We start from the raw sequence: 15,223 nt of genomic DNA on the forward strand, positions 1-15,223 counted from the left end.
AAGGTCTTTTTTCTATGGTCTGAGACCGGGGAGTCTCAGATTACTTCTACACCAGAGCGAACATCTGGACTACGAGATAGGTCTGTTTCGACCACGGGGATGGTCTTTTCTTTATCGAGCTATCTGTGGACCATTCGGATGAGACGATCTAAGGGGGAACGTCGTAAGTCATGCGAATGGACACACGATGAGTCACGTGATGAAATGGGTGGGTCCCATTTAATTTCGCTGGTTAGAAAAAGTAAGTTCTTCAACGCTCTTGACTCGGGGAAGTCACCTTGCGCTTGATTGAGGATGTGGGGTCAATCACTACCTCTTGAACTCGAAGTAATCGTATCAAATCTTAGTTGTCCGTACAAGTGATTGATATGCAATTCACATAACGTTCACAGGGTAGCGGCGACAGCAGAGACGATTCGTTCACTTGCTAGTTTTCCTGAAAGCGTCACCATTGGACTACCACCACCAGGATGCGTTGATCCACCAGCAAAAAACAAATTGTGAACATTCTTTGAACGGTTGCTCGGACGGAGGAAAGACGACCGGATGCCATTGGATGACAAGCCATACAACGAGCCGTGATAAGCAAAGAAGGTTTGTTCGATATCCTGTGGTGTGACCCGTTGTTCGTAGACGACATCTGATGAAATATCAATTCCAAACGACTGCAACCGTTGATTGATCAGTTGATCATACGTATCAAAATCAATCGCATGTCCAGTATCTGTCGCAGGCGCGTTGACGAGTACAAACAGATTGTCACCCGCTTGTCCCATTTCTGGGGCTGTGACGGAAGAATTGGAGATATAGATCGTCGGTTCCTCCGCATAACGTTTTTCATCAAAAAGTGCTTTGAACTCTGCTTCGTAATCTGAAGAGAAGAAGACGTTATGATGAGCCAGTCCTTCGATCCGCCGTGAGAGACCGATGCAACGGACATAGGCAGAAATGGACGGTTCGACTTGAGTAGGCGTCGGATTTTTAAAATCAGGTCGTGCGGTTTCTGAGATCAGACGTGGATATTGTGTCAACAAATCACCGTTCATGACGACGAAGTCGACGGGTAGATACTCTAAATGATTCAATTCGATTTCCGTTGCTTGTCCGTCGACGACTTCGATCTGGGTCACCTCATCTCCAAGCCGGAAGACGACACCGAGTTCTTTTGCACGTCGAGCGAATCCTTCTGCGATTGCTGTATTGCCGCCATTCGTGAAGTAGACGCCGTCATTTAGTTCTAAATGAGCGATTAAACTGAAGGTAGCAGGTGTTTGATACGGACTGCTCCCGATATATGTCGCATAACGATCAAGTGCCTGAATTAACTCTTTATCCTTAAAGTAGTGTTTATGCAGTCCATGGAGACTTTGAAAGGGATGTACTTTTAGCATGTCACGCCACAGGGAAGGGCGGACATATGAATCGATATTTGTGAAAAATTGTCGTTTGGCGATCGTATGCAACTTCGCGACTTCCTCTTGGTAACCGGCAATATCGTTTTTCGCCAACTGACCGTTCGTGAAACGATCTACTTCTGTTCGCATCGCTTCTCGCCCAGACGAAAAGGTTAACGTGCGTCCGTCTGAAAAGTGATTGATCGTATGGCGCTCAAGTTTCGTAAATGTAAAGTATTCATCGGGATCTGCTCCGGACTCGAGAATGACAGACTGAAAGACTTCCGGCATTGTGATCGTATTAGGTCCGAAGTCGAAGCGATGTCCTTCTGTGACGATCGGCATCATCTTGCCGCCAATATGTGCATTACGCTCGACGACAGTGACACGAAACCCTTTTGCCGCTAATGAAATGGCGGCGCTGAGTCCACCAAGACCGGCTCCGATGACAGCTATATGTTTCATACTATTGATTCCTCCTTATGAATAGGTTCGACCCTTCCATGTGATTTCCCGTTTCCTAAAGCTTCGAATCATCGCACTGGCTAGCAAGATGACATAAAGGAGTACCGCCAGTGGATGAAGCCACCAAACATGTCGGATTTGTGCCGCACGATCGATCCGGAATCTTGCTAAGTAAAGAAGAATCAGTGCGCCACCCATCTGCCAGGATGGGTGAAGGATGAGATAAGGTAGGACACTTGCTTGAATCAAGTAAAAGAGTAGAAAGTATGATCCGACGACGTAGGAATCGTTCATCCCACGAAAGACATTCTTTAGAAAACCTTGCCAGACTTCTTCATTCGTGGCGTACATGTCGCAAGAAACAACTGGGGCGACTTCGACAAGTGTCGTTGTCCATCCATGTCGTTTAAATGTACGACAAAGCTCTAGGTCGTCTACAAGAGCCGTTCGAATGCTGTCATGTCCACCGACTTGTTCGTAAGCATGTCGTTCGACGAGGACGACCATTCCGTTCGCAGCGGCAAAAGCCGGATGTTTCACCTTGCGAAACGGAATCGGAAGATGCTGTGCGATAAGAACATGTTGTATCGGAATCAAACACTTCCCGAGAAACGTCGGTACAGGAAATGACGGAAAACCAGAAAGGAAAACGGCTCGTTCTGTTCGTAACGTTCCGTATAAGCGACAAATTGCATCAGGTGTCAGTGTCACATCAGCATCGAGAAATAATAGATAGTCCTCTGTCGTTCGTCTCGCGAGTTGATGACACGCATGGACCTTTCCTGCCCAGCCTACTGGTAAGGGAAGACCATCAATCACCGTAAAACGATTGTCTTGACCAATCCGATCGAGCAATAACTCACGCGTCCGATCGGTCGAACGATCTTCATATAAGTAGACGTGCATACCTGATGTCAAAGCGGGTTCCAGTGCGTCTAATAATTTTCGTACATTGCGCTCCTCGTTACGTAACGGGATGCAGATTGCTAGACTATCTGGTTGAACGGCATCCGTTAATCGAGGTAAAAAAGCTAAATTGACCCATGTGTAGAGACAGACAGCTAGAGCGAGGAAAAAAAAGAACCAACTCATGACCGAAGTGCCCGTAACCAGCGCTCCGTTCGCGCAGGGAGTGGTTCCCTTCGTTTTGAGATACAGCGATACAAATCAACACGCTCTGCCATCGCATCTGCTCGTATGTCGTCATATAATGCTGTTAGCTCTACTGTCAGACGTTTTACTTGGACACTGGATCGTTCGTCAGACAATGGATAAAAGCGACGCGTCCTTACATAGACATCCGGTTGCTGTTCATGTCCGTACGAATAGTAGAAGGCGACGAGAGACACGGTATCCGCATGACGCATTAATTGCGTTGCTCCACTTGCTAAGTGCATCGGTCGTTCTTCTTGATGCCGTTCCTCACCTTGAGGAAACATCCAGACGCTGCTTCCGTTTTGGAGTCGTGCTTTTGCATATTGAAGGCTTTTCTTGATATCAGAGAACGATGTCCGGTCGACAGAGAAAGCTCCGAGACGGGAGAAGAATGGAAAACGGGCGAGTCCTGCCTGGTCAATCATGACATAGGGGTCGTGATGGAAACAGGTCTGATCCAAATGAAAAAGAATCATACCATCCCACCAAGAACTATGCGTAGCAAGCATGAGTCCTGGGACGGGTAAATCGTCTGCGCGGTATAAAACACGGTGAAAATGACGCTGAATCAAAGCATGATCAACATACGCATGAAATACGGATTCAGCTAATTTGCTTTTGTTTGCTTCTTTCAACGATAACCCCTCGTTTCACAATGAAATAGACGATGAACGCACTTAAGCTGACCAAAGTGACGCCATAGAGACCAGCAACTCCTGCTGTTACACCGAATAAAGTGTGCAACATCAAAAAGAGATACTGATTGTTTTGTTCGAGTGCGGCATCCGTCGCTTTGACTTGATAGCGATTGATGAAAAAGGAAAAGACGAGCGCCGTTCCATACCACCCGAAGAAATTCTGTGTCGGAATATCGTAATACCATCCACCGTCTTGCCAAAGCCAATACGATTTCACGTTAGCAGCAACAGGATCGATCGCTAAATCGAGCCAAACGGCAAACAATGGAACGAGAATCAGTGTACTATAGCGAAATGAGAACAAACGGGAGAAAGCGAGACTCGCACCCATGACCGACAACCATGCAGCCCCAATCGTAATCGGCACACCTAATAACTGGACACCGAAATCCGACTCGTAACGATATGTTCCGAACGGCCAACCGGTATGGACCCCAATCGACTCAATGATGATCGAACCAAAAAAGATGAAGGGGATGACAAGACGTCCCTTCGGTAAGACATGCCAAAAATAGAGAGCTGCGTATAAGCCGGAAGCGAATAAAAAGACGGCATTGGCCCACTCGAGCCAAGGAGGAAGTAACGAAAAACCGACTAAGATCAAGCCAATGGCGAACCAAATCGAAAAGAAAATCCAAAGACGTTTATGAAACTGCTCCATGCGTGACATTCCTCCATTTCCAAAATAGCTTCTGTCATAAGTATACCCATATATCTTGAAAACGAGCGAGGGAGAAGCGGTCTTATAAAAAAAGTGGTCCGGCTTCTCGCAAGAGAAACCGAACCACTTCCTATCATCATCCGTTTGAATGTTGTTTTTGCTTCTTCTTTTTGATAAATGAGAAAAGGAGAAACGCGATATACAACGGAACAGCAACGAACCAAAACGTCGACCACTCATTGCTACGCGCAATCATGACATACGTCACGTACAGCAACGTAAAGGTGATGACGAACGTATGGCGCGGAACGGGAATGTCTTTAAAACTCGGAATCTTGACACGACTGACCATCAAGAAGGCAAGACCTGTGAAGACAAGTGGGACCATCAAGTCGTTCATTCGTCCACTAAACAACGTGACGACGGCCAAAATACCACCTGCCGCCGTAATTGGTACACCTGAAAAATAAGCAGATGCCACATTCGTTGCCGATAAATTAAACCGGGCAAGACGGAATGCGCCGAACAACGGGAACAGAGCAGAGATTAGTAAACCAACTTCTCCGAATTCATAGAAATACGTATAGTAGGCCATCATTGCAGGTGCGACACCGAATGTCACGATATCTGCTAATGAGTCCAGTTCTTTTCCGAAGTCGCCTGCTACACCAAGCATCCGAGCAAGACGTCCGTCCAGACTATCAAGCATCATCGCGATGACGATTAGTAAGGTGGCATTTTGAAAATCACCTTTTGCTGCCATGACGATGGCTAAAAAACCACAATACAGATTTCCGAACGTAAATAGGTTGGGTATTGAATTACGAACACGATCTTTCCACAAAATGATTCCTCCTGCCACTTCATCGATACTACTCATCATACCATAATTAGGAGATGGAATTCAGCCGTTTGTAAAGAGAATCCCCTGAGTGAAAGATAAAAAATCATGAGGATTCAATCGAACTTGATGTCCACGTTTTCCAGCGGATATGATGATGAATGGTTCATGGATAGCACGATCCGATAAAAGAACCGGAAAATTCTTCTTAGCACCGATGGCAGAGACACCACCTCGAATATAGCCAGTCAGGAATTCTAACTCCTTCATCGGAACAAGCGCGACTTTTTTCGAATGCAATGCTTTAGCCGCTGCCTTTAGAGAGAGTTCTTCTTCCCCCGAAATGACGACGAAGACATATTTATTTTCGACCATTTTCAAAACAAGGGTTTTAAAAATGGTCGAAAGGGGGTAATTAATCTTTCTAGCGACGGCTTCAGCAGATAAATCATCAAGATCAACAGGATAAGTGAGGGATTCAAAGTCAATCTTAGACTGCTTCAGAAGCCTCTCGACGTTCGTTTTGCTCATGTGTTTCTCCTTTGACGAGTGAGTATTGGACCCATTTCCGTCCGTGCCAACGTTTCATGGCGAAAATGCCACGGAACCATTCGTCAGCAGAGAAGGCAATCCAGATTCCAAGTAAACCGAGACCGAAACCAAGACCAAGCGTATAACTTAGGACGACCGCGATTCCCCACATCGATAGAATACCGATGGCGACAGGGAAACGAACATCTCCTGCCGATTTAAGAGTTCCCATGAGCACGATGTTCATTGCGCGACCTGGTTCAAGAATGACGCTTGCCCAGAGTAGTGGGATACCAATTGCAATGATTTCGGGACTCGATGTGAACGCTGATAGAATCGATGAACCGAATGAAGCAAGAGCGACAGCTGAGATGAAGCTTGCGAAAACAGCGATCTTCAATGTTTTCACAGCACGTCCGTATGCTTGTTCAAATTGTTGAGCACCAACTTGGCGTGCGACGAGTAATTGAGTTCCTTGAGCGATGGCAAGCGTAAATAGGAAACAAAGCATCGTGATGTTTGATACATAAACACGAGCAGACAACGCTGCTTCACCAATCGTTGCGATGAATCCTGTGATGATGAGTTGTGAGAATTGATACGAGATCCCTTCACCAGCAGATGGGATTCCGATGTTCATGATTCGTTTCACATCCTCACGATTGAAATGAATCAAGTCTTTTACTGTAAAACGTAAAGAAAGTTTGCGGTAAACGACAAAGAACAACACAAGGACAGCGATTGTCCGGGCGATGACGATCGACCAAGCGACACCAGCAACACCGAGAACGGGAATGCCGAAGAGTCCAAGAACAGCGATGACGTTACCAAAAGCACTAACGAAATTCATGAGTAGCGTGACGTACATAGCATTTTTAGTGAATCCATGACTCCGAAGAATCGCACCCAGTGTCAGTGAGATGGCTTCTAAGAAAAGGAACAAACCAACGATCTTAATGAACGTTTCGCCATAAACGAGGGTCTCTCCTTCTAATGAGAAAAATCCAAGAAGTTGTCTTCCGAACAAGACGACGGTCAGAGAAACGATGAGACCGGTATACAAGTTAATTGCAAAAGCGGATCGAGCAGTTTGGCGAGCATTTTGTGTCTTTCTTGCACCAAGATACTGACCAATGATGATCGTTGCACCGACCGATGTGATATTGAATAAAATGATGAAGATATTCAAAATTTGATTGGATACGCCGACTGCCGCAGCAGCGCTATCCGAGTAATAACTTAAAATCAACGTTGCAATGATTCCGAGACTCATATGCAGTGCGATTTCAATGAATAATGGCCACGTAATGTGGAATAAGCTTGGTTGCTTGACTGTTTTCATAAAATAAATCCCCTTTGTTTCATAAAACGAATAGTGTTTCTTTATCTTTTTGAAACTATACGCCTTCAATTTTCATAATGAAAGAGGGTTTTTTGTCTTTCATCGAAAAAATAGAGATTTAAAAGGATTTTCATAAAATATCACGAATACATCATAATGAACAATCATTCATTTTTAAAAGGTAGGGGAATCCGATGAAACGAGAACTGAATTATGTCGTCAAGGATCAGATTGCGACGTTAACGCTCGCTCGACCGAAACAATTGAATGCATTAACCTCGAATTTATTAGAAGAACTCGCAGACGCTTTAGAAGAAGCAAATCAAGATGAAGAAGTACGAGTCATCGTCTTGACTGGTGAAGGACGCGGTTTTTGCGCAGGACAAGATTTAAAAACTGTCTCTCCTGAGCTCGACCATGGTGAATATCTAAAGCAGTATTACCATCCTGTCGTTCGGGCAATCGCTAAATCGAAAAAACCGACGATTGCTGCTATCAATGGTGTAGCAGCAGGTGCCGGTTTATCAATGACACTAGCCTGCGATTTTCGGCTTGTCCACGCGGAAGCGAAATTGTCACTCGGATTCATTAATATCGGTCTTGTTCCGGATGCGGGTGCCCCGTATTTCTTACCTCGACTGATCGGAGCGGCAAAAGCAACGGAGCTTGCGTTACTCGGTGATACGATTTCAGCAGAAGAAGCCGTTACGCTCAACCTTGCGACGCGAAGCATTGAATCAGAGAAATTTGGAGAAGAGGTCACAGCTTTTGCTCGTCAGCTAGCGAATCGTCCGACGAAAGTGATCGGGTACATTAAGCAGCTGCAAGCAGCGAGTTATGAAAATAATTTGGAGGAAATGCTCGCTCAAGAAATCATCTACCAGTCATGTGCTGGAAAAACAAAAGATCACCGTCACGCGGTTGAGTCCTTCATCGAAAAAAAACGCCCTGTTTTTGTCGGACGATGAATCGAGGTTATCTATAGAAGAAAGACGTCGGAAACGCACTATGCGCCGACGTCTTTTTTATTTCAATTTCTTTTTGATTTTTCGTGCAGTCGCATGTGTACGGTTCGTTAATCCCGTAGAGATACGGAATAGTAAAATTCCAAGAAAAGCAGAAACAAAAATGTATATCCCAGTCAATGTCACGAATGCACCACTAGCGAGCGTGATGAAAAGTATCGAAAATTCACCACGTGGACCAAGACAGAAGCCAGATTCGATCGCATGATAATTTGATAAACCAAAGGACCTTCCGCCGAGGTAACCGACTAAGAATTTAGAGACGACTCCCCAAATGACAAGAGCGAAGAAAAATAGATCAATCGGTAATCCGTCAGTCAACTCGAATGACATTCCGAACGTGATAAAGAACAATGGTAATAATAAGTCTTGAAACGGAGTGACTAGTCGTCTAAGATAACGCGTCTCATCCAGTTCGGTTAACAGAATACCGATGATAAAGGCGCCAAGTACTTCTGACAATCCGAATAAAATACCGATACCGGAAAATAACAAGATTAACCCGATGATTCCGATGCCGGCATCAGGATGACGGTAGAGTGAATCGACGAGACGTTTCCGTCTTCGGATGAATAACGTCATGATGATTAAAGCAATGAAGAAGAAGGCGAACCCTAAAAAGATGATGCTGATTTTGGCAACCGAGAACGTCTCAGTCCCTAAAACGAACGGGGCCGTCGTCAGTAGGATCGGTGCCATCAAATCTTCGAAGACGAGTAAGGACAGCACGAAGCGATTCACATCCTGATGTTTATCCGGTTCCCGATCGAGCAGTCGAGCTGAAATCGAAGAACTCGTCGCATACAAAACACAGCCGATCAAAAACGATTCGGCGATGGAAAAACCGAACGATAAAGTCAACAGGATTGTTCCACCAAACGAAAGTAGAATATCGATGACTCCTGCTTTCCAAATGGAACGGAGCTGAATCAGCAAGTCCGCCACTGAAAATTTTAGGCCGAGTAAAAAGAACAGGACGATGATGCCCGCTTCTCCTCCGAGTTTCAGTTCTTCGGGAGGATCGTAATAAAATCCAAGGACGATTCCAATCAAGATGAAGGCCAGAATACTCGGGACGTGGAATCGTTCACTCAAGTAACTGATCGTAAACAAGCCAATGAGGATGAGACCGGCGTAAAAGAAAATTTCCATGGAGGATGTTCTCCTTTCTGTACCCTATACCCTAATTCGATGGCATTCATTAACTTGTTTTTATCTTGGAGAACGGATACAGAAAAAAGCCTGTACACAAAACTTCTTTTTAGAAGGTGGGTGTACAGGCTTTTAGGTGGTTATAAGACTTGAACGATCGTTCCAGAATACGCGGGGAGAGAAACATCAAGTGTCTGCTGGTGCGTGTTCGTCAATAAATCAAGTCCTCGACCAGCTTGTGGAGCGGTCAGCGAAACAGGAACATCTGAATTGTTGAAGTAGATATAATACAATCCTTCCGGGCTCATGCGACGCATGATGATCGTATTCGTCTCATCATTCGCATGAACGAAAGAAATGTGACCTTGGTTCGCAAGCGTCTTATGCTGCTTTCGAAGCTGTAACAAGTGTCGCGTATAGGCGAATAACTCCTGATCCTGCTCCTCTGGATCCCATGGCATGCATTTCCGACAGCCTGGATCTTGATCGCCATCGAGACCGATTTCATCACCATAATAGATGACGGGACTACCCGAGAACGTCAACATCGATAACAAGAGAAGACGAAGCTTTTGTTTGTTATTGCCAGCACGCGTCAACGCACGTGGTGTATCGTGTGAACCGATTAAATTAAAGGTCACTTCATTGACATTCATCGTGTTTGAGAACAATACATGCGACATATCGTTCGCATACGAAGTTGCTTTAGTCTTATCTAAAGCAAAGAAATTCAAAGCGGCATTCGTAAATGGATAGTTCATGACGGCGTCAAACTGGTCACCGAGCAACCATTCCTGTGAGTCATGCCAAATTTCACCAAGGATATACGTGTCAGGGTTGACTTCCTTGACGACTTGACGGAAATCACGCCAAAATGCGTGATCGACCTCGTTGGCGACGTCGAGTCGCCAGCCATCGATTCCGAATTCCTCGACCCAATAGCGGGCGACATGGAGTAAGTATGACTTTACTTCATCGTTCTCGGTATTGAATTTCGGCATCTCAGGTACGAAAGCAAATGTATCGTAGTTCGGTAGCGGTTCGGTCACGAGTGGGAAATCGCGCAAGTGGAACCATTCCTTATATGTCGAATGACTACCATGTTCACGGATATCAGCAAAGGCTTTATGGTGGAAGCCAGCGTGATTAAAGACGGCATCTAGCATGATGCGAATACCATGTGCATGTAACAAATCAACCATTTCCTTGAATTTTTCTTTAGTGCCGAACTGTGGATCAATTTCTAAGTAATCAATCGTATCGTATTTATGATTCGATTTCGCCAAGAAGATCGGACAGAAGTAAATGCCAGTAATACCGAGCTCAACAAGGTAGTCGATATGATCGATGACACCCTGGAAATCTCCACCGAAGAGATTCGTCGTCGTCGGTGCCGTGCTGTTCCATGGAAGTGTACCAGCCGGGTCGTTCGTCGTATCGCCATTTGCGAAGCGGTCTGGGAAGATTTGATACCAAACCGTATCCTGGACCCAATCTGGTGCAGTAAATACGTCGACTGCATTAAGGAAAGGAACGCAGAAATAATATCCAGTGTCATCAAGTGGTTTTTCGTCGAACCATCCACGCTCTGTAAAGATTTGGCTTGTCGCACCGTCATGGAGACGGAAACCATATCGTAGACGACGGAAGGGTGGAACGACATCAATGAACCAATAATCATATAGTTCATCAGAGCCACTACGCTTCATCGGCGTTTCGAATGTATTCCAGTAGTTTGATTTCGAGGGATCGAAGTTCCAGTCGGCGGCATCTGGGTTTTCAGTATGCCAATCATACGGATCGCCCCAAATCAAATCGACGCGATCAACGTCATTTTTTTTTGTTTGTAAACGGATGTGGATCGTTCGCTCGTCATACTTATAGACGAAGGGAGACATCGCACGGTGAAACACAGCTTCTTTGAACATGGCAGTCACTCCTTAACGCAATCGCTTGCATCGTATTGATTATATCTTCGACCTAAGAATAGTAAAGCGCTTTCTTAAAGTCAATTGCAATCCCATGAAATCAAGGATTCCTGATAAAAGTCGAGAGTATGATGCAATCGTTTGCATCATGTTGTGCAAACGATAAAAATGAAAACGTTTTCTTTTTGTTTGCTTATCCAACCTAGCATTTGATTCAAATAATGAAATCAGAAATAAAAAGTTTTTGAAATGTAAGAAAATAATTGATTAAAAGGTCTTGTCAAAAGGATTTTAGATTGTATAATAAAAATGTAAAGGTGATGCAAACGTTTTCATAAAACGCTTACAACCATTTGGTTGTTATCATGGGAAAATGGTTGTGCCTTTATGCAAACGTTGTGCATTAAAACGTATCATTCATAAGTTAACTTGGGGAGGAAATTTCAATCATGGAAATGAAAAAATTCGTAGCAGGTCTTTCTGTATCTGTCATGGCAATGGGTGCACTTGCAGCATGTGGCGGTGGATCAGATTCTGATTCTTCATCTTCAGAATCAGGCAGTAAAAAACCATCTAAAATCGTCGTCTGGGAAGATACAGACAAAGCTGAAACGACAAAAGCGGCAGCTAAAGCGTTCGAAGAAAAAGAAGGCGTGAAAGTCGAAGTCAAAGAAGTCAAAATGACGGATCAGCAAAAGAAAGTAGCACTTGATGGACCAGCAGGTAAAGGACCAGACATCATGCTTCTTCCTCACGATCAAATTGGTACAGTCGTTGACCAAGGGTTGATTGCTGAACTTAAAGACGGAGAAAAAGCACTTGAGCCGTTCCTCGATACTGCAAAATCAGCAGTAACGTTTGACGGGAAAGTCTACGGATATCCGAAAGCCATTGAAACACCAATCCTCCTTTTCAATAAAGATGAACTAAAAGAAGCACCAACTTCGATGGATGACTTATACAAACTGTCTACTGAAAAGAAAAAAGATGGTAAGTACGGATTCCTTGCTCTGTGGGACAACTTCTACTTCGCATACGGTCCAATCGGTGGATACGGTGGTTATGTCTTTAAAGACAATGGTGGCAAATTGGATCCAGCAGATATCGGCTTGAACAATAAAGGTGCCGTCGAAGGAATGGATTACATCGGTAAATGGTATAAAGAGGGTCTCTTCCCGAAAGGTCTCATCGGTGGTGGCGGTGGTCAAGCCATGGACCAACTCTTTGGTGATAAAAAAGCTGCAGCTGTCATGAACGGACCATGGGCTGTTGCAAGTTATAAGGAAAAAGGTATCAACCTTGGAGCTTCGGAACTTCCAAAACTTCCAAACGGTGAACCGATCAAAACTTTCGTTGGTGTAAAAACATACGCAATTTCAGCATACTCAGAAAATGCTGAGTGGGCTGAAAAGTTCTTGGCTTCTCTCACTGGTAAAGATAACGCGAAAGCAATGTTCGAGAAATACAACGAGATCCCACCAGTCACTGAACTTCAAGAAGATGCAACAATCAAGGACAATGAAGTCGCAGCAGCAGTCTTCGCGCAAGCGAAAAACGGTGTACCTATGCCGAACATCGCTGAAATGGGTCAAGTTTGGGAGCCGATGGCAGCAGCACTTCAACTTGTTGCAACGAACAAACAAGACGCACAAAAATCAGCAGATGATGCTGTCAAACAAATCAAGCAACAAATCGAAGCAAACAATCAATAAGCGTAAGTGGAACGCATGAATCCATGACAAAGAGATAAAGAGAGGGGGATCTTGGATTCCCCCTCATCTTTATGGTTGGAAGAGAAGCCTGAGGTCAGACATGACCTTTGGAAAGGAGAACGGACGATGGCTGCGATTGCAACACCACACCCGACGAATCCAACGCCTGAAAAAAAGACGAACCACCGCAAGATTGCGGCGCTGATGTCGATCATTCCAGGAGTAGGACAACTATACAATAAACAATTCCTTAAAGGCGCGACATTTTTTATTGTCGTACTTTCATATTTCCTCGTTAACTTTGAACTGTTCTTCAAAGGAGCCGGAAATGGTCCTGGCGATCGCGGAGCGATCTGGGGCTTGATTACACTCGGTGAGGTACCAGGCGTAAGGGGGGATCACTCGATCTTTCTAATGGTCGAGGGCATCATTGCCTTGATTTTACTTGTCTTTGGTATCGCCATTTACGTCTGGAACTTTATCGATGCGTATCGAATCGGTAAGTTACGTGACATGAACCTCGAAGTACCTTCCTTGAAGATGCAACTACGGAACTTCCGCGATAACGGGTTCCCGTACGCGATGTTGATTCCTTCACTAGTACTTTTAGTGTTCACGGTCGTCTTACCGTTGATCTTTACATTCTTGATTGCGTTTACGAACTACAAATTCAACAACTCACCACCAGCGAAGCTGGTCGACTGGATCGGCATCCAAAACTTCCTGAACATTTTCACCGTCGATATTTTCCGTGATACGTTCGTGAGCGTTCTTGGTTGGACGCTTGTCTGGACCGTCGCTTCGACGACAGGTGTCATCGCAATTGGAATCGGCCTTGCAGTCTTGCTGAATCAAAAAGGACTCAAAGGAAAACGGTTCTTCCGTTCCATCTTGATCCTGTCATGGGCAGTACCAGCGTTCATCACGATCTTGATCTTCCGTTCGATGTTCAATGAAACTTTCGGTGTCTTCAATACGACATTGTTACCAGCGATCGGTCTTGAGAATGGTCTCGACTGGATGACGGATCCGACGTATACGAAGCTTGCCTTGATTGGTATTCAGTGGTGGTTAGGATTCCCGTACATCATGACGCTGACGACAGGAATCTTACAGTCGATTCCTGAAGATCTTTATGAAGCGGCGACGATTGACGGAGCAACAGCAGGCGAGAAATTCCGCCTAATCACGTTACCGATGATTCTATTTGCAACGGCACCAATCTTAATCACGCAGTATACGTTCAACTTCAATAACTTCAATATCATTTATCTCTTCAACAATGGTGGACCGGCAGTACCGGGACAATCAGCAGGTGGAACGGATATCTTGATTTCATGGATTTACAAATTATCGCTCGGCTCAAATCCGCAGTACGGATTCGCAGCAGCCATCACGCTTGTGTTGTCGTTCTTCATCATGACGATTGCCGTCATTCAGTTCAAGCGTTCAAAATCATTCAAAGATGAGGATATGATCTAATATGAGAAAACAAAACCGAATTAATATGGCGTTGTCATATCTCATTTTGACGATCGCCTCCATCATTATCGTCTATCCACTTCTTTGGGTCGTGGGTACCTCACTGAACCCAGGGAAAAGCATTACATCGGATATTTTCCCAAGTAATCCGACATTAATTCACTATTTCGATTTGTTTGATCCAGCAAAAACGGATTACGGCATGTGGTATTTGAATACGATTAAGATCGCCGTCATCACGATGGTGGTATCCGTCGCTTTGATTACGTTAACAGGATATATTTTTTCACGTTATCGCTTTGTCGGTCGGAAAAATTCACTAATCCTATTCCTCGTGTTGCAGATGGTACCGCAATTCGTTGCAATCATTGCGATTTATGTCCTGCTTAATATGTTAGAATTATTTGATACGCATCTGGCGCTTATCTTACTCTATTCAGGTGGCGCGATTCCAATGAATACGTATCTTGCCAAAGGATATTTTGATACGATTCCAAAAGAACTTGATGAGGCGGCACGGATGGATGGTGCCGGTCACTTACGAATCTTCTGGCAAATCATCTTACCGCTCGCAAAGCCGATGGTCGCCGTCATCGCGTTGTTCAACTTCATGGCTCCATTTAACGATTTCATCTTAGCATCGCTTGTGCTGCGTTCTCCTGAGAAACAGACGCTTGCGGTCGGGTTGTATAACATGGTGTCAGAGCAGTTCGACAACAACTTTACGTTATTCGCGGCAGGTGCCGTATTATCAGCAGTTCCAATCGTTCTTCTTTTCTTCGCATTCCAGCGTTTCTTCGTTTCTGGTTTGACAGCTGGTGGAACGAAAGGATAATC

At 44.8% G+C, this 15,223-nt stretch carries 13 protein-coding genes; 4 read left to right on the forward strand and 9 right to left on the reverse strand.

Annotated elements, in window-relative coordinates:
• Positions 1-386: 386 nt before the first annotated feature.
• From B3S86_RS02105 to B3S86_RS02135, 7 genes are all read right to left on the reverse strand, one after another.
• Positions 387-1,859 carry a phytoene desaturase family protein gene (locus B3S86_RS02105; RefSeq protein WP_290748682.1) on the reverse strand — a complete coding sequence of 491 codons (1,473 nt, stop codon included), beginning with the start codon at positions 1,857-1,859 and terminating at the stop codon, positions 387-389.
• A 15-nt stretch (positions 1,860-1,874) separates the two neighbouring features.
• Complete coding sequence (locus B3S86_RS02110) at positions 1,875-2,951, reverse strand: glycosyltransferase (protein ID WP_056060018.1); 1,077 nt, start codon at positions 2,949-2,951, stop codon at positions 1,875-1,877.
• Positions 2,948-3,649, reverse strand: coding sequence for a lysophospholipid acyltransferase family protein (locus B3S86_RS02115; protein WP_290748686.1), 702 nt, complete (start codon positions 3,647-3,649; stop codon positions 2,948-2,950). Before B3S86_RS02115 ends, B3S86_RS02110 begins: the two co-directional genes overlap by 4 nt.
• Positions 3,618-4,373 (reverse strand): carotenoid biosynthesis protein, encoded by a 756-nt coding sequence (locus B3S86_RS02120; protein ID WP_035409339.1) that lies wholly within the window; start codon positions 4,371-4,373, stop codon positions 3,618-3,620. The genes B3S86_RS02115 and B3S86_RS02120 overlap by 32 nt, the downstream gene beginning before the upstream one ends.
• 136 nt (positions 4,374-4,509) lie before the next feature.
• Complete coding sequence (pssA, locus tag B3S86_RS02125) at positions 4,510-5,256, reverse strand: CDP-diacylglycerol--serine O-phosphatidyltransferase (RefSeq protein ID WP_174316042.1); 747 nt, start codon at positions 5,254-5,256, stop codon at positions 4,510-4,512.
• Between the two features lie 21 nt (positions 5,257-5,277).
• Positions 5,278-5,745: an aminoacyl-tRNA deacylase gene (locus tag B3S86_RS02130; RefSeq protein ID WP_035409337.1), complete on the reverse strand. Its 468-nt coding sequence runs from the start codon at positions 5,743-5,745 to the stop codon at positions 5,278-5,280.
• Complete coding sequence (locus tag B3S86_RS02135; protein ID WP_035398439.1) at positions 5,705-7,087, reverse strand: MATE family efflux transporter; 1,383 nt, start codon at positions 7,085-7,087, stop codon at positions 5,705-5,707. The genes B3S86_RS02130 and B3S86_RS02135 overlap by 41 nt, the downstream gene beginning before the upstream one ends.
• A 194-nt stretch (positions 7,088-7,281) precedes the next feature.
• Between B3S86_RS02135 and B3S86_RS02140 the strand changes: the two genes are divergently transcribed.
• Positions 7,282-8,055, forward strand: a complete 774-nt coding sequence (locus B3S86_RS02140) for an enoyl-CoA hydratase/isomerase family protein (protein WP_290748691.1) — start codon at positions 7,282-7,284, stop codon at positions 8,053-8,055.
• A gap of 57 nt (positions 8,056-8,112) precedes the next feature.
• On the opposite strand, the gene B3S86_RS02145 is transcribed toward B3S86_RS02140, so the two are convergent.
• Both B3S86_RS02145 and B3S86_RS02150 read right to left on the reverse strand, forming a co-directional pair.
• A complete protein-coding gene (locus B3S86_RS02145) occupies positions 8,113-9,264 on the reverse strand; it encodes a cation:proton antiporter (RefSeq protein WP_290748694.1) in 1,152 nt (383 codons plus the stop codon).
• Between the two features lie 140 nt (positions 9,265-9,404).
• Entirely contained in the window at positions 9,405-11,192 is a 1,788-nt protein-coding gene (locus B3S86_RS02150; RefSeq protein ID WP_035409331.1) for a glycoside hydrolase family 13 protein, read from the reverse strand.
• Between the two features lie 455 nt (positions 11,193-11,647).
• Here B3S86_RS02150 and B3S86_RS02155 point away from each other — a divergent pair, with 455 nt between their 5' ends.
• The 3 genes from B3S86_RS02155 to B3S86_RS02165 all read left to right on the forward strand — a co-directional run bounded on the left by B3S86_RS02155 (position 11,648) and on the right by B3S86_RS02165 (position 15,221).
• Positions 11,648-12,904 (forward strand): extracellular solute-binding protein, encoded by a 1,257-nt coding sequence (locus B3S86_RS02155; protein ID WP_035409778.1) that lies wholly within the window; start codon positions 11,648-11,650, stop codon positions 12,902-12,904.
• Between the two features lie 126 nt (positions 12,905-13,030).
• Positions 13,031-14,386 carry a carbohydrate ABC transporter permease gene (locus B3S86_RS02160; RefSeq protein WP_035409329.1) on the forward strand — a complete coding sequence of 452 codons (1,356 nt, stop codon included), beginning with the start codon at positions 13,031-13,033 and terminating at the stop codon, positions 14,384-14,386.
• Between the two features lies 1 nt (position 14,387).
• On the forward strand, positions 14,388-15,221 hold the full coding sequence (locus tag B3S86_RS02165) for a sugar ABC transporter permease (RefSeq protein ID WP_035409327.1): 834 nt from the start codon (positions 14,388-14,390) through the stop codon (positions 15,219-15,221).
• Positions 15,222-15,223 lie beyond the last annotated feature (2 nt).

This window comes from Exiguobacterium sp. UBA3968, from assembly GCF_002385115.1.
Taxonomy (GTDB): domain Bacteria; phylum Bacillota; class Bacilli; order Exiguobacteriales; family Exiguobacteriaceae; genus Exiguobacterium_A.

What these genes read in the sequence shown, in the direction of transcription:
- B3S86_RS02160 (WP_035409329.1), top strand. Translation starts at nt 13,031, where the DNA reads ATGGCTGCGATTGCAACACCACACCCGACGAATCCAACGCCTGAAAAA.
- B3S86_RS02105 (WP_290748682.1), bottom strand. Translation starts at nt 1,859, where the DNA reads ATGAAACATATAGCTGTCATCGGAGCCGGTCTTGGTGGACTCAGCGCC.
- B3S86_RS02140 (WP_290748691.1), top strand. Translation starts at nt 7,282, where the DNA reads ATGAAACGAGAACTGAATTATGTCGTCAAGGATCAGATTGCGACGTTA.
- B3S86_RS02150 (WP_035409331.1), bottom strand. Translation starts at nt 11,192, where the DNA reads ATGTTCAAAGAAGCTGTGTTTCACCGTGCGATGTCTCCCTTCGTCTAT.
- B3S86_RS02110 (WP_056060018.1), bottom strand. Translation starts at nt 2,951, where the DNA reads ATGAGTTGGTTCTTTTTTTTCCTCGCTCTAGCTGTCTGTCTCTACACA.
- B3S86_RS02145 (WP_290748694.1), bottom strand. Translation starts at nt 9,264, where the DNA reads ATGGAAATTTTCTTTTACGCCGGTCTCATCCTCATTGGCTTGTTTACG.
- B3S86_RS02135 (WP_035398439.1), bottom strand. Translation starts at nt 7,087, where the DNA reads ATGAAAACAGTCAAGCAACCAAGCTTATTCCACATTACGTGGCCATTA.
- B3S86_RS02165 (WP_035409327.1), top strand. Translation starts at nt 14,388, where the DNA reads ATGAGAAAACAAAACCGAATTAATATGGCGTTGTCATATCTCATTTTG.
- pssA (WP_174316042.1), bottom strand. Translation starts at nt 5,256, where the DNA reads ATGATGAGTAGTATCGATGAAGTGGCAGGAGGAATCATTTTGTGGAAA.
- B3S86_RS02155 (WP_035409778.1), top strand. Translation starts at nt 11,648, where the DNA reads ATGAAAAAATTCGTAGCAGGTCTTTCTGTATCTGTCATGGCAATGGGT.
- B3S86_RS02120 (WP_035409339.1), bottom strand. Translation starts at nt 4,373, where the DNA reads ATGGAGCAGTTTCATAAACGTCTTTGGATTTTCTTTTCGATTTGGTTC.
- B3S86_RS02130 (WP_035409337.1), bottom strand. Translation starts at nt 5,745, where the DNA reads ATGAGCAAAACGAACGTCGAGAGGCTTCTGAAGCAGTCTAAGATTGAC.